This is a genomic window from Pseudomonas sp. AC211 (genome assembly GCF_979258055.1).
Window position 1 is genome coordinate 3,720,362 of sequence record NZ_OZ409830.1, and the last position, 25,149, is coordinate 3,745,510.

At 60.3% G+C, this 25,149-nt stretch carries 22 protein-coding genes; 1 reads left to right on the forward strand and 21 read right to left on the reverse strand.

Annotated elements, in window-relative coordinates:
• Positions 1–8: 8 nt before the first annotated feature.
• The 5 genes from surE to ACZZZP_RS17650 form a co-directional block, all read right to left on the reverse strand.
• Complete coding sequence (surE, locus tag ACZZZP_RS17630) at positions 9–758, reverse strand: 5'/3'-nucleotidase SurE (protein ID WP_463383606.1); 750 nt, start codon at positions 756–758, stop codon at positions 9–11.
• Positions 746–1,804, reverse strand: coding sequence for a tRNA pseudouridine(13) synthase TruD (gene truD / locus ACZZZP_RS17635; RefSeq protein WP_463383607.1), 1,059 nt, complete (start codon positions 1,802–1,804; stop codon positions 746–748). The genes surE and truD overlap by 13 nt, the downstream gene beginning before the upstream one ends.
• The gene (gene ispF, locus ACZZZP_RS17640; RefSeq protein ID WP_122452621.1) at positions 1,801–2,274 is read right to left on the reverse strand and encodes a 2-C-methyl-D-erythritol 2,4-cyclodiphosphate synthase; all 474 of its coding nucleotides are present in this window, start codon (positions 2,272–2,274) and stop codon (positions 1,801–1,803) included. Before ispF ends, truD begins: the two co-directional genes overlap by 4 nt.
• 177 nt (positions 2,275–2,451) lie before the next feature.
• On the reverse strand, positions 2,452–3,294 hold the full coding sequence (fghA, locus tag ACZZZP_RS17645; RefSeq protein WP_463383608.1) for an S-formylglutathione hydrolase: 843 nt from the start codon (positions 3,292–3,294) through the stop codon (positions 2,452–2,454).
• 19 nt (positions 3,295–3,313) lie between these two features.
• Positions 3,314–4,426 (reverse strand): S-(hydroxymethyl)glutathione dehydrogenase/class III alcohol dehydrogenase, encoded by a 1,113-nt coding sequence (locus tag ACZZZP_RS17650; RefSeq protein WP_122494063.1) that lies wholly within the window; start codon positions 4,424–4,426, stop codon positions 3,314–3,316.
• A gap of 137 nt (positions 4,427–4,563) precedes the next feature.
• On the opposite strand from ACZZZP_RS17650, the gene ACZZZP_RS17655 reads away from it, so the two are divergent.
• Entirely contained in the window at positions 4,564–5,442 is an 879-nt protein-coding gene (locus ACZZZP_RS17655; RefSeq protein ID WP_463536745.1) for a LysR family transcriptional regulator, read from the forward strand.
• A gap of 129 nt (positions 5,443–5,571) precedes the next feature.
• Here the strand turns inward: ACZZZP_RS17655 and ispD are convergent, their stop codons facing one another.
• From ispD to rseP, 16 genes are all read right to left on the reverse strand, one after another.
• Positions 5,572–6,282 (reverse strand): 2-C-methyl-D-erythritol 4-phosphate cytidylyltransferase, encoded by a 711-nt coding sequence (gene ispD / locus ACZZZP_RS17660; protein WP_463383610.1) that lies wholly within the window; start codon positions 6,280–6,282, stop codon positions 5,572–5,574.
• Positions 6,279–6,557 (reverse strand): cell division protein FtsB, encoded by a 279-nt coding sequence (ftsB, locus tag ACZZZP_RS17665; protein WP_122452616.1) that lies wholly within the window; start codon positions 6,555–6,557, stop codon positions 6,279–6,281. Before ftsB ends, ispD begins: the two co-directional genes overlap by 4 nt.
• A 61-nt stretch (positions 6,558–6,618) precedes the next feature.
• On the reverse strand, positions 6,619–7,908 hold the full coding sequence (gene eno, locus ACZZZP_RS17670) for a phosphopyruvate hydratase (RefSeq protein WP_122494066.1): 1,290 nt from the start codon (positions 7,906–7,908) through the stop codon (positions 6,619–6,621).
• A 145-nt stretch (positions 7,909–8,053) separates the two neighbouring features.
• A complete protein-coding gene (gene kdsA, locus ACZZZP_RS17675; protein WP_122452614.1) occupies positions 8,054–8,899 on the reverse strand; it encodes a 3-deoxy-8-phosphooctulonate synthase in 846 nt (281 codons plus the stop codon).
• A complete protein-coding gene (locus ACZZZP_RS17680) occupies positions 8,896–10,527 on the reverse strand; it encodes a CTP synthase (RefSeq protein ID WP_122494068.1) in 1,632 nt (543 codons plus the stop codon). Before ACZZZP_RS17680 ends, kdsA begins: the two co-directional genes overlap by 4 nt.
• Positions 10,528–10,712: 185 nt before the next feature.
• Positions 10,713–12,026, reverse strand: a complete 1,314-nt coding sequence (tilS, locus tag ACZZZP_RS17685) for a tRNA lysidine(34) synthetase TilS (protein WP_463383611.1) — start codon at positions 12,024–12,026, stop codon at positions 10,713–10,715.
• A 1-nt stretch (position 12,027) separates the two neighbouring features.
• The gene (locus ACZZZP_RS17690) at positions 12,028–12,975 is read right to left on the reverse strand and encodes an acetyl-CoA carboxylase carboxyltransferase subunit alpha (RefSeq protein WP_463384743.1); all 948 of its coding nucleotides are present in this window, start codon (positions 12,973–12,975) and stop codon (positions 12,028–12,030) included.
• Between the two features lie 117 nt (positions 12,976–13,092).
• Positions 13,093–16,614 (reverse strand): DNA polymerase III subunit alpha, encoded by a 3,522-nt coding sequence (dnaE, locus tag ACZZZP_RS17695; RefSeq protein ID WP_463536746.1) that lies wholly within the window; start codon positions 16,612–16,614, stop codon positions 13,093–13,095.
• Between the two features lie 75 nt (positions 16,615–16,689).
• Complete coding sequence (gene rnhB / locus ACZZZP_RS17700) at positions 16,690–17,304, reverse strand: ribonuclease HII (protein ID WP_463383612.1); 615 nt, start codon at positions 17,302–17,304, stop codon at positions 16,690–16,692.
• Positions 17,304–18,437: a lipid-A-disaccharide synthase gene (lpxB, locus tag ACZZZP_RS17705; protein ID WP_463383613.1), complete on the reverse strand. Its 1,134-nt coding sequence runs from the start codon at positions 18,435–18,437 to the stop codon at positions 17,304–17,306. The genes rnhB and lpxB overlap by 1 nt, the downstream gene beginning before the upstream one ends.
• A gap of 2 nt (positions 18,438–18,439) precedes the next feature.
• The gene (lpxA, locus tag ACZZZP_RS17710; protein WP_122494073.1) at positions 18,440–19,216 is read right to left on the reverse strand and encodes an acyl-ACP--UDP-N-acetylglucosamine O-acyltransferase; all 777 of its coding nucleotides are present in this window, start codon (positions 19,214–19,216) and stop codon (positions 18,440–18,442) included.
• Positions 19,213–19,656 carry a 3-hydroxyacyl-ACP dehydratase FabZ gene (gene fabZ, locus ACZZZP_RS17715; RefSeq protein ID WP_122452607.1) on the reverse strand — a complete coding sequence of 148 codons (444 nt, stop codon included), beginning with the start codon at positions 19,654–19,656 and terminating at the stop codon, positions 19,213–19,215. Before fabZ ends, lpxA begins: the two co-directional genes overlap by 4 nt.
• A gap of 48 nt (positions 19,657–19,704) precedes the next feature.
• On the reverse strand, positions 19,705–20,763 hold the full coding sequence (gene lpxD, locus ACZZZP_RS17720; protein ID WP_463383614.1) for a UDP-3-O-(3-hydroxymyristoyl)glucosamine N-acyltransferase: 1,059 nt from the start codon (positions 20,761–20,763) through the stop codon (positions 19,705–19,707).
• Between the two features lie 2 nt (positions 20,764–20,765).
• Positions 20,766–21,269 carry an OmpH/Skp family outer membrane protein gene (locus ACZZZP_RS17725; RefSeq protein WP_122494075.1) on the reverse strand — a complete coding sequence of 168 codons (504 nt, stop codon included), beginning with the start codon at positions 21,267–21,269 and terminating at the stop codon, positions 20,766–20,768.
• A gap of 36 nt (positions 21,270–21,305) precedes the next feature.
• Positions 21,306–23,687 carry an outer membrane protein assembly factor BamA gene (gene bamA, locus ACZZZP_RS17730; protein ID WP_463383615.1) on the reverse strand — a complete coding sequence of 794 codons (2,382 nt, stop codon included), beginning with the start codon at positions 23,685–23,687 and terminating at the stop codon, positions 21,306–21,308.
• Between the two features lie 88 nt (positions 23,688–23,775).
• Positions 23,776–25,134 (reverse strand): sigma E protease regulator RseP, encoded by a 1,359-nt coding sequence (gene rseP, locus ACZZZP_RS17735; RefSeq protein ID WP_463383616.1) that lies wholly within the window; start codon positions 25,132–25,134, stop codon positions 23,776–23,778.
• Between the last annotated feature and the right edge of the window lie 15 nt (positions 25,135–25,149).

Consider the following 25,149-nt stretch of genomic DNA (forward strand, 5'->3'; position numbering starts at 1 on the left):
GCGCGACATCAGAGCAACCCCTCCAACCAAGGCGTGATCGTTGCAAACGCCTCGTTAAAGGTGCGGTCCAGTTGCAGCGGCGTGATCGACACGTAGCCTTGCACCACCGCATGGAAGTCGGTGCCGGGGCCGCCGTCTTCGGCATCGCCCGACACGGAAATCCAATAGCCTTCCTTGCCGCGCGGATTAACCACTTTTACCGGCGCTGCGGCACGGGCGCGGTGGCCCAGGCGGGTCAGCTGAATGCCGCGAATATGCTCGAGCGGCAAATTAGGGATATTTACGTTGAGCACGGTACGCGGCGGCAGGTCGAGTTTGTCTCGCGCTTCAACCAGACGCCGGGCGATGTACGCAGCGGCGGGCAGGTTTTCGGTTTGCCGCGAAACCAGGGAAAAGGCAAAGGCCGGGCAACCGATGAAACGCCCTTCGAGCGCCGCCGCCACGGTGCCGGAATACAGCACGTCATCGCCCAGGTTGGCGCCCAGGTTAATGCCGGAAACCACCATGTCTGGCAGCTCGGGCAACAAGCCGTTGAGGCCCAGGTGCACGCAGTCGGTTGGCGTTCCGTTGATGCTGATAAAACCGTTGGGCAACACCATCGGGTGCAGCGGACGATCGAGTGTCAACGAGCTGCTGGCGCCGCTCTTGTCCGTGTCGGGGGCAATTACCACGCACTCGGCGTAATCCGCCAGCGCGCCATGCAGCGCGGCGAGGCCGGGAGCCATCACCCCATCGTCGTTTGAAATCAGAATACGCATGAGTTGTCCGTCTGCCCTGCCGGCAACAACTCGACGATTTCACGCACCACAGCGGTGGCGAAGCATCCAGCCGGCAAGACGAATTCCAGTTGCAGAATGTCAGGCTCGGGATAATGCCACGTCAAACCGCCGATGGGGAGGCGCAGGATACGCCGTTCGTGAGCCATGCCCGCAGAGATTAACCAGTCGCACAACGCCGCCTCTTTTGCCGCGACCGCTTGCTCGATTTCATGGGTCGCACCGGCGGCCGGCGACACCCCTTCGCCCCACAACGGGCCGGTGGGATGCAGATCGAGAATGGCCAGACGCGGGTCGCTGCACTCGGCCTCACCGGCCGGGAAAAAACTGCGGCTGTCAGTAAAGGCCAGCAAGTCGCCGACCTGCGCGCGCTGCCAACTGCCGTCGGCGACTCGTGCGGCCACCACCTGATTGAACACATAACTGCGCGCCGCCGAGAGCAGACGCGAACGCACGTTACGCGCGTCCGGCAGCTCGCCACGACTGGCGAAATCACGCGCCTGCACCACGTTGCCACCTTGATAGGCGAAGCGTTGTTCACCGAAATAATTCGGCACGCCATGGGCCTTGATCTGTTCCAGGCGCGCGTCGAGTGCAGCGCTATCGCCTTGCAGTTGCGTGAGGCGCAAGGTGAAACCGTTGGCCGAGTGGGCGCCGCGTTGCAGCTTGCGTTTGTGCCGTGCAGTTTTGACGATAATCAGGCTGTCGCTTTGCGCGGCGGAAAAATCCGGGTCTGCCTTGCCTGGCAGGTGCAGGCTGAACCATTGACGGGTCAGGGCCTGCCGGTCTTTGAGCCCGGCGTAGCTGATCATGCGCAACGGCACGCCAGCAGCTTTAGCCAGGCGGCGCGCGGCGTCTTCAGTGTTCAGACCGCGCTTTTCCACCCACAGCCACAAGTGTTCGCCTTCGCCGGCCAGGGGAATGTCGAGCACTTCATCGACCTGGAAATCTTCGGCAGTGGCCTTGAGCACCGCGCGCCCGGCAGCTTCACCATAGGCACGAGGGCCGAGCAATTCGAGTTCGTTCATTGCGCTACCAACAGGGCGACCGCGTGTACGGCGATGCCTTCTTCACGGCCGGTAAACCCGAGTTTTTCTTCGGTGGTGGCTTTGACGTTGACTTGATCCAGCGCGACCTCAAGGTCGGCGGCGATGGCGGCGCGCATGGTTTCGATATGCGGTGCCATTTTTGGCGCCTGGGCAACGATGGTGGCGTCGACGTTGCCGACTTTCCAACCCTTGGCCTTAATCAGCCCGACCACATGACGCAGCAACACTCGGCTGTCGGCACCTTTGAAGTTCGGGTCGGTATCGGGGAAATGTTTGCCGATATCGCCAAGCGCCGCAGCGCCCAGCAAGGCATCGCTCAACGCATGCAGTAGCACGTCGCCGTCGGAATGGGCGAGCAGGCCGAATTTATGTGGAATCTGCACGCCACCCAAGGTAATAAAGGTGCCGTCGCAAAAGCGGTGAACATCGTAGCCGTGGCCGATACGCATGAGCCGAGGGGTCCTGGGAAAAGTCGCGAGTTTACCCGAAGGTCCCGGTGAGCGCCGCTGGCACTTGAAACCGCTAGAGCAAAAGCATCGAGGCCGAAGCCTCTCCCACAAGAACCGCGGTTCTCATGTAGGAGAGGCTTCAGCCTCGATCGGGCAATCGGCGTCTCAGCCCTTGTGCTACTTCAATGCCGCCGCATGGTGGCGCAAGTGGTCATCAATAAAGCTGGCGATGAAGTAATAGCTGTGGTCATACCCCGGTTGCATGCGCAGGGTCAGCGGATGGCCCGCCGCCTTCGCCGCCGCTTCCAGCGCCTGAGGTTTGAGTTGCCCTTCGAGAAAATCGTCGCGGTCGCCTTGGTCAACCAGAATCGGCAGCTTTTCGCTGGCATCAGCGATCAACACGCTGGCGTCCCATTCACGCCAACGCGAACGGTCGGCGCCCAGGTAGTTACCCAATGCTTTTTCGCCCCACGGGCAATTCAGCGGATTGGCAATCGGCGCGAACGCCGACACCGACTGATAACGCCCCGGATTTTTCAGCGCACAGATCAACGCGCCGTGGCCGCCCATGGAGTGGCCGCTGATGCCGCGTTTGTCAGAAACCGGGAAGTTGGCTTCGATCAGCTCGGGCAACTCCTGCACCACGTAGTCGTACATCCGATAGTGGCGTGCCCACGGTTCCTGCGTGGCGTTGACGTAAAAACCCGCACCCAGACCGAAGTCATAAGCGCCGGCTGCGTCGTCTGGCACACCTTCACCGCGCGGGCTGGTATCCGGCGCGACGATGATCAAGCCCAACTCCGCCGCCAGGCGCTGGGCACCGGCTTTGTGCATAAAGTTTTCATCGGTGCAGGTCAGGCCGCTGAGCCAGTACAACACCGGCAGCTTGGCGCCCTGCTCGGCTTGCGGCGGCAGGTAGACAGCAAACACCATGTCGCAGTTGAGCGAGCTGGAGCGGTGGCGATAACGCTTTGTCCAGCCACCGAACGCTTTGTTGCTGGAAACGATTTCAAGGGTCATGGGAAAGCCCGCCCTGGGATCAATAGTGGATAACGGTGCGAATGCTTTTGCCTTCGTGCATCAGGTCGAAGGCTTCGTTGATTTTGTCCAGGCCCATGGTGTGGGTGATGAACGTGTCCAACGGAATCTCGCCCTTCTGCGCTTTCTCCACGTAGCTCGGCAACTCGGTGCGGCCTTTGACGCCGCCGAACGCTGAACCGCGCCATACGCGACCGGTCACCAGTTGGAACGGACGGGTGCTGATTTCCTGACCGGCACCGGCTACGCCGATGATCACCGACTCGCCCCAACCTTTGTGCGCGCACTCCAGCGCGGCGCGCATCAGTTGCACGTTGCCGACGCATTCAAAGCTGTAATCCACGCCGCCGTCGGTGAGTTCGACGATGACGTCCTGAATCGGCTTGTCGTAATCCTTTGGATTGACGAAGTCGGTGGCGCCCAGTTCACGGGCCACATCGAACTTGGCCGGGTTAATGTCGATGGCGATGATGCGCGAGGCCTTCGCCATTTTCGCGCCGATGATCGCCGCCAAGCCGATGCCGCCCAAACCGAAGATGGCGACGGTGGCGCCCTCTTCAACCTTCGCGGTGTTCAACACGGCGCCAATGCCGGTGGTGACGCCACAGCCCAGCAGGCAGACCTTTTCCAGAGGCGCTTCTTTAGGGATAACCGCCAGCGACACTTCCGGCAGCACGGTGTATTCGGAAAAGGTCGAGCAGCCCATGTAGTGATAAATCGGCTGGCCTTGGTAAGAGAAGCGGCTGGTGCCATCGGGCATCAGGCCTTTGCCTTGAGTAGCGCGCACCGAGCTGCACAGGTTGGTTTTGCCGGATTTGCAGAATTTGCACTCGCGGCATTCGGCGGTGTACAGCGGAATCACGTGGTCGCCGACTTTTACCGAGGTCACGCCCTCGCCCACCGCTTCAACGATGCCGCCGCCTTCGTGGCCGAGAATGGCTGGGAACACGCCCTCGGAGTCCGCGCCCGACAGCGTGTAGGCGTCGGTATGGCACACGCCGGTGGCGACAATGCGCACCAGCACTTCGCCGGCTTTCGGCGCTTCCACATCCACTTCGACAATTTTCAGCGGCTCGTTCGGGGCAAAGGCTACGGCAGCACGGGACTTGATCATGGTCGCTCTCCAGCGGGTTTAAACAGTGGCGCAAAGTGTAGTCCACAGTGCTTTCTGTAAATAATCGCGAAGTTAGCAAAACATTATTGCCAGTGAGGGATAATCTCGGCATTAGAGGGCACTGGACGGAGCGCGGAATGAACAGTTGGGATGGGCTGGATGAGTTTGTCGCGGTGGCCGAGTGCGGACAGTTCACCGCAGCGGCGCAGCGCTTGGGGCTGTCGTCCTCACAAGTTAGCCGGCAAATCGCCCGCCTCGAAGAAAGCCTACAGACGCGCCTTTTCTACCGCAGCACCCGGCGCGTCGCACTCACCGAAGCAGGGCAAACGTTTTTACAGCATTGCCAGCGCCTGCAAGACGGCCGCGAAGAAGCGCTGCGCGCGGTCGGCGATTTAGGCAGCGAGCCGAAAGGGTTGCTGCGAATGACTTGCGCGGTGGCCTACGGCGAACGTTTTATCGTGCCGCTGGTGACGCAATTTATGAGCCGCCATCCGCAGCTGAAAGTGGATATAGAGCTGAGCAACCGCACCCTCGATATGGTTCAGGACGGCCTCGACCTGGCGATTCGCCTGGGCCGTTTGCAAGACTCGCGGCTGGTGGCCACGCGCCTGGCGCCGCGCCGCATGTACCTGTGCGCCGCGCCCAGCTATGTGCAGCGTTATGGGCGGCCGCACAGTTTGTCGGAGCTCAACCAGCACAACCGCCTGATCGGCAGCAGCGACAGTTGGAGCTTTCAACAGGAAGGCCGCGAGGTGTCGCAACGGGTGCACGGCAACTGGCGCTGCAACAGCGGGCAGGCGGTGCTGGACGCGGCGCTACAAGGGTTGGGGTTGTGCCAGTTGCCGGACTATTACGTGCAGGAGCACTTGAGCAGTGGCGCGCTGGTGTCGCTGCTGGAAAAGCATCAGGCGCCGAATACGGCGGTGTGGGCGTTGTATCCGCAGCAGCGGCATTTGTCGCCGAAGGTGAGGCAGTTGGTGGATCACTTGAAGGCGGGGTTGGGGCATCTGGGGTGAGCGTTCGAAGAGCCCCTCACCCCAACCCTCTCCCGTAAACGGGAGAGGGGGCCGACCGCGTTTTAACCCAAAATTGCGAGTTGGCTCCCCTCTCCCGCTTGCGGGAGAGGGGTTGGGGGTGAGGGGCCGTTACCGCTTATGCGCCCATCGCTGACGCAGCCACTCCAAATCTTCCGGCCGGGTGACTTTGAGGTTATCCGCCCGCCCTTCAATCAAGCGCGGCGATTGCCCGGCCCATTCGATGGCCGAGGCTTCGTCGGTGACCTGCACGCCGGACACCAACGCATCCGCCAGCACGCGGTGCAATGTGCCGAGGCGAAACATTTGCGGCGTGAAGGCCTGCCAGATCACCGAGCGGTCGACCGTCTCGGCCACGCGACCATCGGCGCCGGCACGTTTCAAGGTGTCGCGCGCTGGCACGGCCAGCAGGCCGCCGACTGCGTCGTCCGCCAATTCGGCGAGCAACAAGTCCAGGTCGTAGCGCGACAGGTTCGGCCGGGCCGCGTCGTGCACCAGCACCCAGTCGTTTTCACCGGCGCCCAGTTCGGCCAATCGGATAAGGCCGTTGAGCACCGAGTCGGCACGCTCGGCGCCGCCATCGGCACGTTGGATGCGTTCGTTGCTGGCGTAGGGCAGTGTCGGCCAATAAGCATCGTCCACCGACACACTCACCACTAAGCCGCGCAATTGCGGGTGGTCGAGGAAGCAGTCGAGGGTATGTTCGAGAATGGTTTTACCGGCCAGTTGCAGGTACTGCTTGGGCCGGTCGGCGAGCATTCGAGCGCCGACGCCTGCGGCTGGGATCAAGGCCCAGAAGGCAGGCAAAACAGGAGAGGTCATTCGGTTAGCTGATAGAGGGTTTCGCCCTCTTTGACCATGCCCAGTTCGTGACGGGCACGTTCTTCCACGGTTTCCATGCCCTTCTTCAACTCCATGACTTCAGCTTCGAGGATACGGTTACGTTCCAGCAGGTTTTCGTTTTCGCCCTTTTGCTCGGCGATTTGTCGCTGCAAGTCGGTGACCTGCGCAAAGCTGCCCTCGCCCACCCACAGGCGGTACTGCAGGCCTGCCAGCACAAGGATCAGAACGACGAATAACCAGTAGGGGCTACGCATGAATCGGGCTTTTTCTCATATGAAAAGGGCAGCTTTCGCTGCCCCTTTTACCACCGTCAGCTTAGCCGCGGAATTCGGAGCGACCACGGTACGGTGCTTTTGCACCCAACTGCTCTTCGATGCGCAGCAGTTGGTTGTACTTGGACACGCGGTCCGAGCGACACAGCGAGCCGGTTTTGATCTGACCGGCAGCAGTGCCCACGGCCAGGTCGGCGATGGTGCTGTCTTCGGTTTCGCCCGAACGGTGCGAGATCACGGCGGTGTAACCGGCAGCCTTGGCCATTTGAATGGCTTCCAGGGTTTCGGTCAGGGTGCCGATCTGGTTGAACTTGATCAGGATCGAGTTGGCGATCGACTTGTCGATGCCTTCTTTGAGGATCTTGGTGTTGGTGACGAACAGATCGTCGCCGACCAGTTGGACTTTGTCGCCGATCTTATCGGTCAGCACTTTCCAACCGTCCCAGTCCGATTCGTCCATGCCGTCTTCGATGGAGATGATCGGGTAACGCTGGGTCAGGCCAGCCAGGTAGTCAGCGAAACCGGCGGCGTCGAACACTTTGCCTTCGCCGGCCAGGTCGTATTTGCCGCCTTCGAAGAACTCGCTCGAAGCGCAGTCCAGCGCCAGGGTCACGTCGGTGCCCAGCTTGTAACCGGCATTGGCAACGGCTTCGGCGATGGCAGCCAGAGCGTCTTCGTTGGAAGCCAGGTTCGGTGCGAAACCGCCTTCATCACCCACCGAAGTGCTCAGGCCGCGCGCTTTCAGTACGGCTTTGAGGTGGTGGAAAATTTCGGTGCCCATGCGCAGGCCATCGGCGAAGGTTTTCGCGCCAACGGGCTGAACCATGAATTCCTGGATGTCGACGTTGTTATCCGCGTGCTCGCCGCCGTTAATGATGTTCATCATCGGCACCGGCATGGAGTAAACGCCAGGGGTGCCGTTGAGGTTGGCGATGTGGGCGTACAGCGGCAGATCTTGATCTTGCGCAGCAGCTTTGGCAGCGGCCAGCGACACAGCGAGGATGGCGTTGGCGCCCAGGCTGGCTTTGTTTTCAGTGGCGTCGAGGGCGATCATCGCGTGGTCGAGGGCCTTCTGATCAACCGGGTCTTTGCCCAGCAGCAACGAGCGGATCGGGCCATTGATATTGGCCACAGCTTTCAACACGCCTTTGCCCATGTAACGGCTCTTGTCGCCATCACGCAGTTCCAGCGCTTCGCGCGAACCGGTGGAAGCGCCCGACGGTGCGCACGCGCTGCCGACGATGCCGTTGTCGAGAATGACGTCCGCTTCGACGGTCGGGTTGCCACGGGAGTCGAGAACTTCACGACCTTTGATGTCGACGATCTTTGCCATTGTTGTTAACACTCCAAAATTTGACGAAAACGGCGCTGCAGAGAGGTTGATGCAGGCTGCCTGGAACAAAACCAGCCCGCTCGACGACTCTCTGACTCACGGGTCAGAGCTCGCCCGAGCGGCACTTTACCGAAGATTCCTGCGCTTAGGCAGTCTCAATCGGCGGGAAGCTCTTGACCAGATCATCCAGCGCTTTGAGCTGGGTAAGGAACGGCTCCAGCTTGTCCAGACGCAAGGCGCATGGACCGTCGCACTTGGCGTTGTCCGGGTCCGGGTGGGCTTCGAGGAACAAGCCTGCCAGGCCCTGACTCATGCCCGCTTTGGCGAGGTCGGTTACTTGCGCACGACGACCGCCTGCCGAATCGGAGCGCCCGCCCGGCATTTGCAGAGCGTGGGTCACGTCAAAGAACACCGGGTATTCGAACGACTTCATGATGCCGAAGCCGAGCATGTCTACCACGAGGTTGTTGTAGCCAAAACTGGAACCGCGTTCGCACAGGATCAACTGGTCATTCCCGGCTTCGACGCATTTGGCCAGGATATGTTTCATTTCTTGCGGAGCGAGGAACTGGGCTTTCTTGATGTTGATGATCGCGCCGGTCTTGGCCATGGCCACGACGAGGTCAGTTTGGCGCGACAGGAAAGCGGGCAATTGGATGATGTCGCACACGGCAGCGACAGGCGCCGCTTGCTCGGGCTCGTGCACGTCGGTGATGACCGGCACGCCGAAGGTCTTCTTCACTTCCTCGAAAATCTTCATGCCCTCTTCCAGGCCTGGGCCACGGAAGGAGCTGACGGAGGAGCGGTTGGCTTTGTCGAAGCTGGCTTTGAATACATAAGGGATGCCGAGCTTTTCGGTAACCCGTACGTACTCTTCACAGGCCTTCATGGCCAGGTCGCGCGACTCTAGAACGTTGATACCGCCGAACAGCACGAAGGGTTTGTCGTTGGCGATTTCGATGGCGCCAACTTTGACGACTTTCTGGGTCATGCCTTTCTCGCTTTCTGCGCCAGTGCGGCGTTAACGAAACCACTGAACAATGGGTGCCCATCGCGCGGTGTGGAGGTGAACTCGGGGTGGAATTGGCAGGCCACGAACCACGGGTGATCCGGCGCTTCAACCACTTCCACCAGCGCGCCGTCAGCGGAGCGACCTGTGATTTTCAGGCCGGCGTCCTGCAGTTGCGGCAGCAGGTTGTTGTTCACTTCGTAGCGGTGACGGTGACGCTCGACGATGGTTTCTTTGGCGTAGCAGTCGAATACTTTCGAGCCCGCTTCCAGATGGCAGTCTTGCGCGCCGAGGCGCATGGTGCCGCCCAGGTCGGAGGCTTCGGTGCGAATTTCCACACCGCCGCCGGCGTCTTCCCACTCGGTGATCAAACCCACGACCGGATGGCCGCTGACCTTGTCGAATTCGGTGGAGTTGGCGTCGGTCCAGCCCAGCACGTTACGGGCGAACTCGATAACCGCGACTTGCATGCCGAGGCAGATACCAAGGTACGGAATCTTGTTTTCACGGGCGTATTGCACCGTTGTGATCTTGCCTTCCACGCCGCGCAGACCGAAGCCGCCGGGCACCAGAATGGCGTCCACGCCTTCCAGCAGGCCGGTGCCTTTTTGCTCGATGTCTTCAGAGTCGATGTAGCGCAGATTGACCTTGGTGCGGTTCTGGATGCCGGCATGGCTCATCGCTTCAATCAGCGATTTGTAAGCGTCCAGCAGCTCCATGTACTTACCGACCATGGCGATGTTGACTTCTTTTTCCGGGTTGAGCTTGGCGTCGACTACGCGCTCCCACTCGGACAAATCGGCACCGCCGCATTCCAGGCCAAAACGCTCGACGACGAAATCGTCCAGGCCCTGGGCGTGCAACACGGAAGGAATTTTGTAGATGGTGTCGACGTCTTCCAGACCGATTACCGCGCGCTCTTCAACGTTGGTGAACAACGCGATTTTGCGGCGCGAGGACACGTCAATCGGGTGGTCGGAACGGCAGATCAGCACGTCAGGTTGCAGGCCGATGGAGCGCAGCTCTTTCACCGAATGCTGGGTCGGCTTGGTTTTGGTTTCGCCAGCCGTGGCGATGTACGGCACCAGCGTCAGGTGCATCAGCATGGCGCGCTTGGCGCCCACTTCCACGCGCAGTTGGCGAATGGCTTCGAGGAACGGTTGGGACTCGATGTCGCCAACGGTACCGCCGATTTCCACCATGGCCACGTCGGCATCGCCAGCACCCTTGATGATGCGGCGTTTGATTTCGTCGGTGATGTGCGGAATGACCTGGATGGTCGCACCCAGGTAATCACCACGGCGCTCTTTGCGCAGCACGTCTTCGTAGACGCGGCCGGTGGTGAAGTTGTTGCCCTTGGTCATCGTGGTGCGGATGAACCGCTCGTAGTGGCCAAGGTCGAGGTCGGTTTCGGCACCGTCGTGAGTGACGAACACTTCACCGTGCTGGAACGGGCTCATCGTGCCCGGATCGACGTTGATATAAGGGTCCAGTTTGAGCATCGTGACCTTCAGGCCCCGCGCCTCCAGGATAGCCGCCAATGAAGCCGAGGCGATGCCTTTCCCCAATGAAGAAACAACACCGCCCGTGACGAATATGTAGCGCGTCATGAAAAACCCTAGAAGTCTGCGTTTAGGCGGTTTGCGCCGCCGGGGAAAGCTGAATGAGGGCTGCTGCCCACCATTACCAGCAAAGCCTGTTGGCCGTGCCTTGAAAATTGATAGCCGTGCAGAGAACCGGAAGGCCTGCGCATTAGCTGTATGAGACGGGAGCGTAGTCTACCGGAACTACCCTTTCAGCTCAAACGTTGGTCATTCGTCGGTGGCTGCCAGTGCAATCGCAAGCCAGCGTCAGCAGGGCCGCGGATTGCAGACAGGTTTGCCACCGCCAGAAGCTCGTCGCCGCGATACAACAAGGGCAATCGCTTGCGCACAAATGTCGGCATGGCGTGTTCGTTGAGCAGCCGTTTGAGGTCGCGATGCCCCCGGCCCGCCACCTCCATCACCTCGCCGCCCTGGCGATAACAGACGTGTAATGAGCCTGGCGGCGCCTCGCCTTCAAGGTGCAGCTGGCCATTGCCGGGCAAGGCTAACGGCTTATCGAGATGAGTCCACACGGGCGCAGGCTCTGGCGCCGCGAGCCAGCTACCCGCGAGCCACCACAGGCGCCCGCCGCTGCGATGCAGCTCGCCATCGGCTAACCGCCAAATAGGTTTCGCATCGCCCGCCGCGTCACGCAGATCATTCCAGCCCGCCCAGTGTTCGCTGTCTGGCAGCAGCGTGAGCGGCGCCAGCCAATGACGCAGCGCGTTGCGTTGGCGCTCGAAGGAAAGGCTCAGCAGCGGCTGCAATTCCAGCGACGGCACGTTCAGCCACGGCAGCGGATTGGCGCTTTGCGCCGGCGCGAGATCGAGCGCTGCCAGGTCATCCAGCAGCCCCTGCGCCTCGCGCAAATGCGCAGCCGTGCGCGCCATGGTGTGCGCTGCTTGCGGCCAGTGAATAGCGAACTGAGGGAGCACCTGGTGGCGCAGATGGTTGCGGGCAAAACCGGTATCGCTATTGCTGGGGTCTTCGACCCAGCTCAAGCCATGCTCGAGCGCGTACGCCAACAGGTCCGCGCGCGAGCAATCCAGCAATGGCCGCACGACAACACCTGCCGCCAGCGCCCGGCTCGGCGGAATGCCCGCCAGCCCGCGCACCCCGGCGCCACGCAACAAGCGGAACAGCAGCGTTTCTGCCTGATCATCGCGATGCTGCGCCGTCAGCAGTACCTCGCCCTGCCCCAGCACCTGGGCGAACGCTTGGTACCGCGCTCTCCGCGCTGCGCGCTCGACACTCGCGCCAGCAGCAACCTGCACACTCACCACGCGTAACGGCACGCCAAGCCCGTCGCACAGCTGTTGGCAATGCGCCGGCCACGCGTCGGCCGCAGCCTGAAGGCCGTGGTGAATATGCAGGGCGGAGAGAGGCGGCAGGCGCTCGGTTTTGCCGAGCGAAGCCAGAAGATGGAGTAACACGGTGGAATCAAGCCCACCGGAAAAGGCCACATGCCAGGCCGGTGCGCTGCGCCAGGGTGCCAGACCCGCTAGCAACCTGGCGTGCAGGTTCACCTTAGACGCCGTAGCTCATCAGGCGCTCGTAACGACGGCTCAGCAAGCCGTCGATGTCGAACTTCTGCAGCGCTTGCAGCTGTTCGCTCAAGGCGGCGCGAATCGATTCAGCGGCAACGGCCGGCGCCGAATGCGCGCCGCCCAATGGCTCGTCGATGACTTGATCGACAATGCCCAGGCCTCGCAGGCGCTCAGCCGTAATGCCCATGGCCTCGGCAGCGTCCGGCGCCTTCTCGGCGGTTTTCCACAGAATGGAGGCGCAGCCCTCCGGCGAGATCACCGCGTAGGTGGAGTACTGCAGCATGTTCAGCTGGTCGCACACGCCGATGGCCAATGCACCACCGGAACCGCCTTCGCCAATAACAGTGGCGATGATTGGGGTTTTCAGCCGCGCCATTACGCGCAGGTTCCAGGCAATCGCCTCACTCTGGCCGCGCTCTTCGGCGTCGATGCCTGGGTAGGCGCCGGGCGTGTCGATGAAGGTCAGGATCGGCATTTTGAAACGCTCAGCCATCTCCATCAGACGGCAAGCTTTGCGGTAGCCCTCAGGACGCGGCATACCGAAGTTACGGCGAACCTTCTCACGCACTTCGCGGCCTTTCTGGTGACCGATGACCATCACCGGCTGGTCATTCAAACGCGCTACGCCGCCAACGATGGCAGGGTCGTCGGAGAAGTGACGGTCGCCGTGCAGTTCGTCGAACTCGGTGAAGATATGTTCGATGTAGTCGAGCGTATAAGGCCGACGGGGATGGCGGGCCAGCTTGGCGATTTGCCAGCTGGTGAGGCTGCCGAAAATGCTGGCGGTCAGCGTGTTGCTCTTGTCTTGCAGACGGGCAATTTCATCGCTGATGTTCAGCGAGTTGTCGTTACCGACCAGGCGCAGCTCTTCGATCTTGGCTTGGAGATCGGCAATCGGCTGTTCGAAATCGAGAAAATTCGGGTTCATAGTCATCCGTCTTGCGCCTGGCCAGGGGCCGGCGGCTGAGTCCGTTGAGCGCCTTACCTTACGGGAACAGGCGCATTCAGGTCGAGGGTAAAAATGGCGCTCGGCGCCGCTCGCCTTCTAGCGATAGTGCAAAAAGACGTTGTCGCGCCCGAACTGGTCACGCAATGTTTGAATCAATCCATCGGCCGGGTCGATCCGCCAGCCTTCACCGAACTGCAACAGCGCCTTGGCTTCGCTGCCGGTGTAGTCGAGCGTGATCGGGCAACCGCCACGGTGACGCTTACACAGCTCCGCCAACCAGCGTAGGCGATCACCTTTCAAGGCATCGCTTTTCACCCGTACGCGCAGGCTTTCGGCCAGGCCCGTACGCGCATCTTCCAGGCTCATCACGCGCTTGGCCCGCAGGCGCAAGCCGCCGGAAAAGTCGTCGTTGCTCACCTCGCCTTCCACCACCACCAACGCATCGGTTTGCAGCAAGGCCTGCGCCGAGTTGAAGGCCTCGGCAAACAGCGAGGCCTCGATGCGCCCGGAGCGGTCGTCGAGGGTGATAAAGCCCATCTTGTCGCCCTTCTTGTTCTTCATCACCCGCAGGTTAACGATCAAGCCAGCAATGGTCTGACTGTCGCGAGCGGGTTTCAGATCAATAATTCGTTGGCGGGCGAAGCGGCGGATTTCACCTTCGTATTCGTCAATCGGGTGACCAGTCAGGTACAGGCCGAGGGTTTCTTTCTCACCGCGCAGGCGCTCTTTGAGCGACAGTTCTTTGGCCTTCTTGTGCTTGGCATACACGTCGGCATCGGTGTCGGCGAACACGCCGCCAAACAGGTCGGCGTGGCCGCTGTCATGGCTGCGGGCAGTCTGCTCGGCGGCTTGAATCGCTTCTTCCATCGACGCCAGCAGCACCGCGCGATTGCGGTCGATGTTGGCTTGGTAGGCTTTGATTTCGTCGTGGAAATACGGACCCAGACGATCCAGCGCGCCGCTGCGAATCAGCGCGTCGGTGGTACGTTTGTTAATGCGCTTGAGGTCGACACGGGCGCAGAAGTCGAACAGGTCTTTGAACGGACCGGCCTGACGCGATTCAACAATCGCCTCCACCGGCCCCTCGCCCACGCCTTTAATGGCGCCCAGACCGTAGACGATGCGGCCGTCGTCGTTCACGGTGAATTTGAATTCCGAGGTGTTCACATCCGGCGCATCGAGGCGCAGCTTCATGCTGCGGCATTCCTCGATCAACGTAACCACCTTGTCGGTGTTGTGCATATCCGCCGACAACACCGCCGCCATGAACGGCGACGGGTAATGCGCTTTCAGCCACGCGGTCTGGTACGAAACCAGACCGTAGGCCGCAGAGTGGGATTTGTTGAAGCCGTAACCGGCGAACTTTTCCACCAGGTCGAAAATATTACCGGCGAGGTCGGCGTCGATATTGTTGTTCGCGCAACCCTCAATAAAACCGCCGCGCTGCTTGGCCATTTCCTCGGGTTTTTTCTTACCCATGGCGCGGCGCAGCATGTCTGCCTCGCCGAGGGTATAACCGGCCATGACCTGGGCGATCTGCATCACCTGTTCCTGGTACAGGATGATGCCGTAGGTCGGCGCCAGCACCGGGCGCAAGCCGTCGTATTGATAGTCCGGATGCGGATACGCCAATTCGGCGCGGCCGTGCTTACGGTTGATAAAGTCGTCCACCATGCCGGACTGCAGCGGGCCCGGACGGAACAGGGCCACCAGTGCGATCAGGTCTTCGAGGCAGTCGGGCTTGAGCTTTTTGATCAGCTCTTTCATGCCACGCGATTCAAGCTGGAACACGGCCGTGGTTTCGGCCTTTTGCAGCAAGGCGTAGGTCGGCTTGTCGTCCAGCGGAATGAAGTCGATGTTCAGCGGTTCCAGGCCAGCTTTGGCCTGTTCGCGGTTAATGGTTTTCAGCGCCCAGTCGATGATGGTCAGGGTGCGCAGGCCGAGGAAGTCGAACTTCACCAGGCCGGCAGCCTCCACGTCGTCTTTGTCGAACTGGGTAACCAGACCACCGCCTTCGTCATCGCAATATATAGCGGCGAAGTCGGTGAGCTTGGTCGGCGCAATTACCACACCACCGGCGTGTTTACCGACGTTACGGGTGACGCCTTCGAGCTTTTTGGCCATCTCCCAGATTTCTGCCGCTTCCTCATCAATCTTGAGGAAATCGCGCAGTGCTTCTTCTTGCTCGTAGGCTTTTTCCAAGGTCATGCCGACCTCGAACGGAATCATCTTCGACAGACGATCAGCCAAGCCATACGACTTGCCCTGCACCCGCGCCACGTCGCGCACCACCGCCTTGGCGGCCATGGTACCGAAGGTGATGATCTGGCTAACCGCGTTGCGCCCATAAGCCTGGGCCACGTATTCGATAACGCGGTCGCGGCCGTCCATGCAGAAGTCGATGTCGAAGTCGGGCATCGATACCCGTTCCGGATTCAGGAAGCGTTCGAACAGCAGGTCGTACTGGAGCGGGTCCAGGTCGGTGATCTTTTGCACATAGGCCACCAGCGAACCAGCACCTGACCCCCGGCCCGGGCCGACCGGGATGCCGTTGCGTTTGGCCCACTGGATAAAGTCCATCACGATCAGGAAGTAACCGGGGAAGCCCATCTGGATGATGATATCCAGCTCGAAATTCAGCCGATCGATGTAAACCTGACGCTTCTCTTCGTAGTTGGGCGTGGTCTCTTTGGGCCACAACACCGCCAGGCGTTCTTCCAGGCCCTCGAACGAGATCTTGCGAAAGAACTCGTCCATGGTCATGCCATCGGGCACGGGGAAGTTCGGCAAGAAGCTCTTGCCCAGCAGAATTTCGATGTTGCAGCGCTTGGCGATTTCGACGGTGTTTTCCAGCGCCTCGGGAATGTCGCTAAACAGCTCCCACATTTCTTCCGGCGACTTCAGGTACTGCTGATCGCTGTAGGTGCGGGCGCGACGCGGGTCGTCGAGGGCGCGGCCTTCACCGATGCAGACGCGGGTTTCGTGGGCTTCGAAGTCGCCCTGCTTGATGAAGCGCACGTCGTTGGTGGCCACCAGCATCGCGTCGCAGCGACCGGCCAGGTCGACGGCCAGGTGCAAATATTCTTCGTCGTTAGTACGGCTGGTGCGTTGCAGCTCGAGGTAGAAGCGATCCGGGAACACCTCCTGCCATTCGCGCAGGCTGGCTTCGGCTTCCTGGGTGTTGCCGGCGAGCAAACTGAGGCCGATCTCGCCCTCTTTCGCACCGGACAAGGCGATCAGTCCTTCCGAGGCTTCTTTCACCCACTCGCGCTCGATGATCACTTCGCCATTGCGCTGGCCTTCGGTGAAACCGCGCGAGATCAATTCGGTGAGGTTGCGGTAACCCTTGGCGTTCATCACCAGCAGGGTCATGCGGCTCAGCGGGCCGTCTTCGTCTTTGCTGGCGAGCATCAGGTCGGCGCCGCAAATCGGCTTGATGCCGGCGCCCATGGCGGCTTTGTAGAACTTCACCAGCGAGCACAGGTTGCGCTGGTCGGTCACCGCTACGGCCGGCATACCGGCGCTGGCGGCCGCCTTGACCAAGGGCTTGACCCGTACCAGACCATCGACCAGGGAGAACTCGGTATGCAAACGCAGGTGAACAAAAGTGGCCGGCATGCTGATCCTATAAAGCGCAAAAACGACAAGGCCCGGATTGTACCGGGCCTTGGCGCAAACATCAGCTTGCGGTTGTTAAAGCTTGATTAGCGCTGCCGCTTCAACCAGCACGCGCACCGGCGCGAACGAGCGCCGATGAATCGGCGTCGGGCCCAGGCGCTGCAAGGCTTCCAGATGCGCCGGCGTGGGATAGCCCTTGTGCGTGGCCATGCCATAGCCGGGGTAGATCAGGTCGAGCGCCTGCATCTCCCGGTCGCGACTGACCTTGGCCAGAATGGACGCGGCAGCAATGGCCGGCACCTGAGCGTCGCCCTGAATCACCGGAGCGCTAGGCACCTTCAGTTTCGGGCAACGATTGCCATCGATCAGCGCCAGGCGCGGCGTCACGCTCAGGCCTTCAACGGCACGCTGCATCGCCAGCATGGTGGCGTGCAAAATATTCAGTTCGTCGATTTCTTCCACTTCAGCGCGGGCGATGCACCAGGCCAAGGCTTTTTCCTTGATCTCATCGAAGAGCAGTTCGCGCTTGGCTTCGGTGAGCTTCTTTGAATCGTTGAGCCCGAGAATCGGCCGCGTCGGGTCGAGGATCACCGCCGCCGTCACCACCGCGCCGCACAGCGGCCCGCGACCGACTTCATCGACGCCGGCAACCAACTCTTCAACCAAGGTGAAATCCAGGCCCATTTGCATCAGCGTGCTCCCGCCAATTCCAGCACCGCTTTGGCAGCCTCGGTGGAGGCGTCGCGGCGCAAGGTGCGGTGAATCTGGTCGAACAATTCGGTTTGCGCTTCGCCGCCGCTCAACAGCGGGGCCAGGGTGTTTGCCAGGGCATCCGGCGTCGCGTCGTCTTGCAGCAACTCGGGCACGAGCAGGCGCCCGGCCAGCAGATTGGGCAGCGACACGTACGGGCTTTTCAGCATGCGTTTGAGAATGCGGTAGGTCATCGGGGCTACGCGGTACGCCACCACCATCGGCCGTTTATAGAGCAGCGCCTCAAGGGTCGCGGTGCCCGAGGCAATCAGCACCGCATCGCAGGCGGCCAAGGCGGTATGCGACTGGCCGTCGAGCAGGGTCACAGGAATATCGTGGCCTGCCAGTTGCGCTTCAATTTGCGTGCGTCGTTCGGGGCTGGCGCACGGCAACACGAAACGCACGCCAGGGCGCAGCGCGCGCAATCGCACCGCTGCATCGAGGAACAGGCCGCCGAGACGCGACACTTCCCCACCGCGACTGCCTGGCATCAGCGCCACGACCGCCGCGTCATCTGGAATATTCAATTCAGCGCGCGCAGCGGCTCGATCGGCTTCCAGTGGAATGGCATCGGCCAAGGTGTGGCCGACGAAGCGGACCGGCACTTGATGCTCGTCGTAGAACTTCGCTTCGAACGGAAACAGGGTCAGCATCAGGTCGCAGGCTTCGCGAATTTTCAGCACGCGCTTTTGCCGCCAGGCCCACACAGACGGGCTGACGTAATGCACGGTCTTGATGCCGGCGCGGCGCAGTTTGAGCTCGAGATCGAGGTTGAAATCCGGTGCGTCGATGCCGATGAACACGTCGGGTTTGGCGGCAATAAAGGTTTGCACCAGACGTTTACGCCGCGACAGCAATTCCGGCAGGCGACCTAGCACTTCCACCAGGCCCATGACCGACAAACGTTCCATCAGGAAATACGAGCTCAGACCCTGGGCCTGCATGCGCGGGCCGCCAACGCCAATGAACTCGACTTGAGGATGTTGCGCCTTGAGTGCCTGCATCAGGCCGGCGCCGAGAATATCGCCAGAAGCCTCACCGGCAACGATGGCGATGCGCACTGGACCCGCCATGATCAGCGAGTGATGCCGCGAGAGGAGGCTTTGATGGAGTCGATAAACACGGCGACTTCCGGGTATTGAGCAGCCGAATCGGCGAGATCAGCGAGCGCCTTGTCGACCGTCAGCCCCTGGCGATACACCACTTTATAAGCGCGGCGCAGCGCCTGGATTGCCTCTTCGCTGAAACCGCGACGGCGCATGCCTTCAAAGTTCATGCTGCGCGCTTCGGCCGGGTTACCGAATACGGTGACGTAGGCCGGCACGTCTTTGCCAATCGCGGTGCCCATGCCGGAAAAGCTGTGGGCGCCGATGTGGCAGAACTGATGTACCAGGGTGAAACCGGACAGAATCGCCCAGTCGTCCACATGCACGTGACCGGCCAGGGCGGTGTTGTTGACCAGAATGCAGTGGTTGCCGATGACGCTGTCGTGACCGATATGGGCATACGCCATGATCAGGTTGTGATCGCCGATGGTGGTTTCGGCGCGGTCTTGAATGGTGCCACGGTGAATGGTCACGCCTTCGCGGATCACGTTGTGGTCACCGATGACCAGGCGAGTGTCTTCGCCTTTGTACTTCAGGTCCGGCGTGTCTTCGCCCACGGACGAAAACTGGTAAATGCGGTTGTGCTTACCAATGCGCGTCGGCCCTTTGAGAATCACGTGGGGCCCGATTACCGTGCCCGCACCGATTTCTACACCTGGCCCAACAATCGACCAAGGACCGACTTCGACGTCGTCGGCCAGTTTGGCAGTCGAATCGATGATCGCTCGAGGGTCAATCAAACTCATAGTTTGCGTTCCGCACAGATGATTTCTGCCGAGCAGACTTCCTTGCCATCAACGCTCGCGCGGCATTCGAATTTCCAGATGCTGCGCTTGCTGCTGATGAAACGGGCTTCGAGAATCAGCTGGTCACCCGGGGTCACGGGCTGACGAAAACGCAGCTTATCGGAGCCTACGAAGTAGTAAAGCGTGCCATCGGCAGGTTTCACGTCGAGCATCTTGAAACCAAGGATGCCGGCGGCTTGTGCCATGGCTTCAATGATCAGCACGCCCGGCATGATCGGATGTTCAGGGAAGTGGCCGTTGAAGAAAGGCTCGTTGATGCTGACATTCTTGTAGGCGCGAATGGTCTTGGTGTCTGCCACATCCAAGTCGACCACACGGTCTACCAGCAAGAACGGGTAGCGGTGCGGCAAGTATTCGCGGATCTGGTTAATGTCCATCATGTTCGGAAAAGCCTGTAAGAGAGGAAGGGGACTGACGAATGCTGTCAGTCACGCATCAGATGAAGCATCGTCGGCCGGGGTCACGGCGGCCAGACGCTTTTCTAGCTGCTGCAGGCGACGGGCCATGTCATCCAGGTTGCGGAAACGGGCAGCGCTTTTGCGCCAGTCCGCAGCCGTTTGCATGGCGGTGCCGGAAGAATACGAACCGGGTTCGGTAATGGAACGGGTGACCATGGTCATACCGGTGACGAACACGCCATCACAAATTTCGATATGCCCGACCAACCCAACGCCGCCGGCAAGCATACAGTGCTTACCGATTTTGGTGCTGCCGGAAATGCCCACGCAGGCCGCCATGGCGGTGTGGTCACCGACCTGGACGTTGTGGGCGATCATGATCTGGTTATCCAGCTTCACGCCGTTACCAATAATGGTGTCGGCCAGCGCGCCGCGGTCGATGGTGGTGTTGGAGCCAACTTCCACATCGTCGCCCAGCGTGACGCCGCCAATTTGCGCGATTTTCTGCCACACGCCTTTTTCGTTAGCAAAGCCAAAGCCTTCGCCGCCGATAATAGCGCCCGACTGAATGACCACGCGCTTACCAATGTGCACGTCGTGATACAGCGTCACTCGGGGAGCAAGCCAACCGCCCTCGCCGATCACCGTGCGCGCGCCAACAAAGCATTGAGCGCCAACGGTAACGCCGGCCCCAATCTGCGCGCCGCTCTCGATCACCGCGTAGGCACCCACGCTGGCGCTCGGGTCGATTACCGCATCGTCAGCCACTACCGCTGTGGCATGCACACCGGCAGCCGCGCGCGGCTTGCGATCAAACAGATGGGAGAGTTCGGCATACGCCAGGTACGGGTTGGCTACGATCAGCGCCGCGCCAGCAAACCCTTCGGCATCGGCAGCCGTCAGCAGCACCGCGCCGGCTTTGGTGTCGGCGAGGTATTTGCGGTATTGGGGGTTGGCGAGAAAACTCAGCTGGTCCGGGCCTGCCTCATGCAAGGTGGCCAGGCCGGTGATGCGAGTGTCCTCGGCGCCACGCAACGTAGCGCCGAGGCGCTCGGCCAGATGGCCGAGGGAGAAAACCAAAGCTGTCATGATTAACGCGACTGGTTCATGCGCTCGATGACTTGGCGGGTGATGTCGTACTGAGGTTTGACATCGATCACCGCACCGCGCTCCAGCACCAGATCGAAGGCGCCATTTTTGATGACGTCCTCAACGGCCTTATCCAGAGTTGGCTTCAGCTTTTTCAGCATTTCACGGTCAGCAGCGGCTTTGGCTTCGTTCAGTTCTTTGGACTGGAACTGGAAGTCGCGGGCCTTTTGCTTGAACTCAAGCTCCAGACGCTCACGCTCGCCTTGCTGCATTTTCTCGCCTTCTTTAACCAGACGATCCTGGATGCTTTTGGCACTGGTTTCCAAGGACTTGAGCTTGGTCAGCTGAGGGCCGAACTTCTTCTCGGCATCAACGGCGTACTTCTTCGCCGCGTCCGATTCGAGCAGCGCCTGCTGATAGTTCAGCACGGCAATTTTCATGTCGGCGAAAGCCGGACCTGCCAGAACGGCAGCACTTAACAACACCAACTGAATCAACTTGCGCACGATGTACTCCTGCAAAACTGTTGTGTGATCAGGTAATTAGAAAGTCTGACCGAGAGAGAACTGGAACACTTGTGTATCTGCATCGTCCGGCTTCTTGATTGGCATGGCCAAGCTGAAGCTGAGCGGACCCAGCGCAGTAATCCAGGTCACGCCAACACCCACGGAGCTGGCCAGACTGCTCAGGTCGAGATCGCAACCGCTGTCCCCACGATTTTTCTGCGTGGAACTGCAGTTGGTGTCGAACACATTACCCACATCCCAGAACAACGAGGTACGCAGGGAACGCTGGTCTTTCACGAAAGGCAGCGGGAACAGGTATTCCGCACCACCTTGGATCAACACGTTACCGCCGAACGGCAGCGGATCTTGGTCCGGGTCGGTGTAGCGACCGTATTTGTCGCGACCGCCGCCAGGCACGAAGCTCGGCGTACTGCGCGGGCCGAGACTGCTGTCTTCGAAACCGCGAACCGAGTTGAAACCACCGGCGTAGTAGTTCTCGTAGAACGGCAGGCCGGAGGTGGAACCGTAGCCGTCGCCATAACCGAGTTCGGTATGGAAACGCATGGTGGTGTTGGTGGTCAGCGGCGCGAAGATCTGCGCGCGGTAGTCCAACTTGAAGAAGGACAAGTCGCTGCCTGGGATGGTGCTTTCCAGCACCAGACTTTGCGAGTGACCACGGTTGGCCAACACGCCACGGTTCAGGGTGGATTCGGACCAGCCGACGGAGCCTTTGAAGTTGAGGAAGTTGTCCCCTTCCTGATCGAGGAAGTTGATGATTTCGTCAACGGTGTAGTCACCGGTTTTGATCTCATCTTCCTGCACGGTCAAACCAAAGGTCAGGCGCGCGGTTTCGCTGATCGGGTAGCCAATGCTCACGCCACCACCAAAGCTGTCCACGGCGTAGCTGGATACGTCGGTATCGAGCTCATCGTAGTCAGTGGTGCGGTAGAAGGCGTTGTAGCCCAGGCTCACACCGTCGACGGTCCAGTAGGGGTCAACGAAGCCGAAGTTATAACGGGTTTGGTATTCGCTGCGGGTCAAACCAATGCTGACCTTATTACCGGTACCCAGGAAGTTGTTCTGGCTGATCGAACCACCGAGGATCAGACCGGCGTTCTGGGCGAAACCGACGCTGGCGGTGATCGAGCCGGAGGCTTGTTCTTCCACGCTGTAGTTCACGTCAACCTGGTCGTCGGTGCCCGGCACCTGCGGCGTTTCGACGTTCACTTCTTTAAAGAAACCCAGACGTTCAAGACGGGTTTTCGATTGGTCGATCAGATAAGTAGAAGCCCAACCACCTTCCATCTGACGCATTTCACGACGCAGCACTTCGTCTTCGGACTTGGTGTTGCCGCGGAAGTTGATGCGGTTTACGTAAGCGCGCTTGCCAGGGTTAACGGCAAAGGTGATCGATACGGTGTGGTCATCATCGTGAGCTTCGGGTACGCCGTTGACGTTGGCGAAGGTGTAACCCTCGTTACCCAGGCGGCGGGTGATCAGCTCGGAGGTGGTGGTCATCAGCTTGCGCGAGAACACCTGACCTTTCTTCACCAGCAACAGCGCTTTGACTTCGTCCTCAGGCACTTTGAGGTCACCGCTGAGCTTCACTTCACGAACGCTGTACTTCTGGCCTTCATCAACGTTGACGGTGATGTAGACGTGCTTCTTGTCCGGGGTGATGGATACCTGCGTGGAGGAGATATCCATATTGATGTAGCCGCGGTCCAGGTAGTAGGAGCGCAGACGCTCCAAGTCACCGGAAAGCTTTTCGCGGGCGTACTTGTCGTCGTTCTTGAAGAACGACAGCCAGTTGGTGGTTTTCAGTTCGAACAGATCAACCAGGTCTTCATCCGGGAACACGGTATTACCCACCACGTTGATGTGCTGGATGGCCGCCACGGTACCTTCGTTGATGTTGATCTTCAGCGCGACGCGGTTGCGCGGCTGGGGAATAACTTCTGCTTCAATCTCGGCCGAGTAGCGGCCCTGAGCCACGTACTGACGCTGCAGTTCGTTACGCACGCCTTCGAGGGTGGCGCGCTGGAAGATTTCGCCTTCGGACAGACCGGACTGGTTCAGGCCTTTAAGCAGGTCTTCACTGGTGATGGCCTTATTACCTTCGATTTCGATGCTGGAAATCGACGGGCGCTCAACCACGGTGATGACCAGCACGTTGCCGTCACGACCCAACTGAATGTCTTGGAAAAAACCGGTTTTGAACAGCGAGCGGGTGGCTTCGACCAGTTGGCGGTCGTCAGCGGTTTCACCTACGTTCAGGGGCAAGGCGCCGAACACGCTGCCGGCGGAAACCCGCTGCAGGCCGTTGACGCGGATATCGGAGATGGTGAAGGACTCGGCGTGAACTTCGGCGATCATCAGTGCGAAGAGCACCACAGGTAGCAGCAGCAGACGTTTCATGAAGTCCTTTCTTATTCCAACTGACGATAAAAAATCTGCCGCAATTGCGGCACTTTTTGTAATTCGGTGAACGGTGTTTCGCTGAAACTTAGAACCGGCTCAAGTCATTAACGAGCGCCAGCAGCATCACGCCAACCACCAGACTGATGCCGATCTGCATCCCCCACCCCTGCACTCGCTCTGACACTGGACGACCACGCACCCATTCAATCAGATAGAAAAGCAGGTGCCCCCCATCAAGCACGGGAATCGGCAACAGATTGAGAACCCCCAGACTAATGCTCAGGTAAGCCAGGAAATTCAGAAAATCCCCTAGGCCGGACTGGGCCGAAGCGCCCGCCACTTTAGCAATGGTTATCGGCCCGCTCAAGTTTTTTACCGAGAGCTGACCAAAGAGCATTTTCTTCAGGGAATCAAGGGTCAAGAGGCTCATCGTCCAGGTGCGATTCAGCGCCTGAGACACGGATTCCAGTGGACCAAAACTGACTTCGCGCAGCATATCGGCCGGCCATTCACCGCCCTGCACACCTGCGCCGAGATAGCCCGACTGGGCCTTGTCGTTGCCTTTGGAGGCGAGCGTGACGGGCACTTCAAGCGATTGGCCGTCGCGCTGAACAGCCAGCACCACGCGCTGACCGGCACGCGGTCGCACGCCGTCCACCAGTTGCTGCCAGTCGCTCAACGCCGCGCCATCAAGGCTCAGCAGCCGATCACCAACCTTCAGGCCGGCAGCTAGCGCCGGGCCATCAGGATCAAGGGTGGCCAATACCGGCTCAAGCACCGGGCGCCATGGGCGAATGCCCAAAGACGAAATGGGATCGGGCTCATCGGCGCCTTTCAGCCAGTCCTGCAACTGAACCTGATAAGCCGTCTCGGTGGTCGAACCCGGCTCGCGCACCTGAACGGAAATCTGCCCGGTCTCGCCCAGTCGACGCACCAATTGCAGACCAATCGCACTCCAACCGCTCGTACGTTCGCCATCAACCGCGAGAATTTCCTGACCGCTTTTCAGACCCGCCTGAGCCGCCAGGCTCTGCGGCTCGACGGCACCGATCACCGGACGAACCTGCTGGCTGCCCATCATGGCCAGAATCCAGAAGAAGAAGATGGCCAGCAGGAAGTTAGCGATCGGACCGGCAGACACAATGGCGATGCGCTGCAGTACCGGCTTGCGGTTGAACGTATAGGGAAGATCTTCAGGAGCAATGACGGCGTCGGTTTCGCGCTCATCAAGCATTTTCACGTAGCCGCCCAGCGGGATGGCAGCCACTACAAATTCGGTGCCGTGACGGTCATGCCAGCGAACCAGGGGCGTGCCGAAGCCCACGGAGAAGCGCAGCACTTTCACACCACAGCGGCGAGCGACCCAAAAATGGCCGAACTCGTGGAAGGTGACCAGCACGCCCAGGGCGACCAAAAGGCCGCAAACCATATACAGCATGTTCATTTACATCCTCCGGGC

Excerpts from the sequence above, each read along its gene's own strand:
- surE (WP_463383606.1), bottom strand. The coding sequence starts at position 758 with ATGCGTATTCTGATTTCAAACGACGATGGGGTGATGGCTCCCGGCCTC.
- truD (WP_463383607.1), bottom strand. The coding sequence starts at position 1,804 with ATGAACGAACTCGAATTGCTCGGCCCTCGTGCCTATGGTGAAGCTGCC.
- ispF (WP_122452621.1), bottom strand. The coding sequence starts at position 2,274 with ATGCGTATCGGCCACGGCTACGATGTTCACCGCTTTTGCGACGGCACC.
- fghA (WP_463383608.1), bottom strand. The coding sequence starts at position 3,294 with ATGACCCTTGAAATCGTTTCCAGCAACAAAGCGTTCGGTGGCTGGACA.
- ACZZZP_RS17650 (WP_122494063.1), bottom strand. The coding sequence starts at position 4,426 with ATGATCAAGTCCCGTGCTGCCGTAGCCTTTGCCCCGAACGAGCCGCTG.
- ACZZZP_RS17655 (WP_463536745.1), top strand. The coding sequence starts at position 4,564 with ATGAACAGTTGGGATGGGCTGGATGAGTTTGTCGCGGTGGCCGAGTGC.
- ispD (WP_463383610.1), bottom strand. The coding sequence starts at position 6,282 with ATGACCTCTCCTGTTTTGCCTGCCTTCTGGGCCTTGATCCCAGCCGCA.
- ftsB (WP_122452616.1), bottom strand. The coding sequence starts at position 6,557 with ATGCGTAGCCCCTACTGGTTATTCGTCGTTCTGATCCTTGTGCTGGCA.
- eno (WP_122494066.1), bottom strand. The coding sequence starts at position 7,908 with ATGGCAAAGATCGTCGACATCAAAGGTCGTGAAGTTCTCGACTCCCGT.
- kdsA (WP_122452614.1), bottom strand. The coding sequence starts at position 8,899 with ATGACCCAGAAAGTCGTCAAAGTTGGCGCCATCGAAATCGCCAACGAC.
- ACZZZP_RS17680 (WP_122494068.1), bottom strand. The coding sequence starts at position 10,527 with ATGACGCGCTACATATTCGTCACGGGCGGTGTTGTTTCTTCATTGGGG.
- ACZZZP_RS17690 (WP_463384743.1), bottom strand. The coding sequence starts at position 12,975 with ATGAACCCGAATTTTCTCGATTTCGAACAGCCGATTGCCGATCTCCAA.
- dnaE (WP_463536746.1), bottom strand. The coding sequence starts at position 16,614 with ATGCCGGCCACTTTTGTTCACCTGCGTTTGCATACCGAGTTCTCCCTG.
- rnhB (WP_463383612.1), bottom strand. The coding sequence starts at position 17,304 with ATGCAAATGGGCCTGGATTTCACCTTGGTTGAAGAGTTGGTTGCCGGC.
- lpxB (WP_463383613.1), bottom strand. The coding sequence starts at position 18,437 with ATGGCGGGTCCAGTGCGCATCGCCATCGTTGCCGGTGAGGCTTCTGGC.
- lpxA (WP_122494073.1), bottom strand. The coding sequence starts at position 19,216 with ATGAGTTTGATTGACCCTCGAGCGATCATCGATTCGACTGCCAAACTG.
- fabZ (WP_122452607.1), bottom strand. The coding sequence starts at position 19,656 with ATGATGGACATTAACCAGATCCGCGAATACTTGCCGCACCGCTACCCG.
- lpxD (WP_463383614.1), bottom strand. The coding sequence starts at position 20,763 with ATGACAGCTTTGGTTTTCTCCCTCGGCCATCTGGCCGAGCGCCTCGGC.
- bamA (WP_463383615.1), bottom strand. The coding sequence starts at position 23,687 with ATGAAACGTCTGCTGCTGCTACCTGTGGTGCTCTTCGCACTGATGATC.
- rseP (WP_463383616.1), bottom strand. The coding sequence starts at position 25,134 with ATGAACATGCTGTATATGGTTTGCGGCCTTTTGGTCGCCCTGGGCGTG.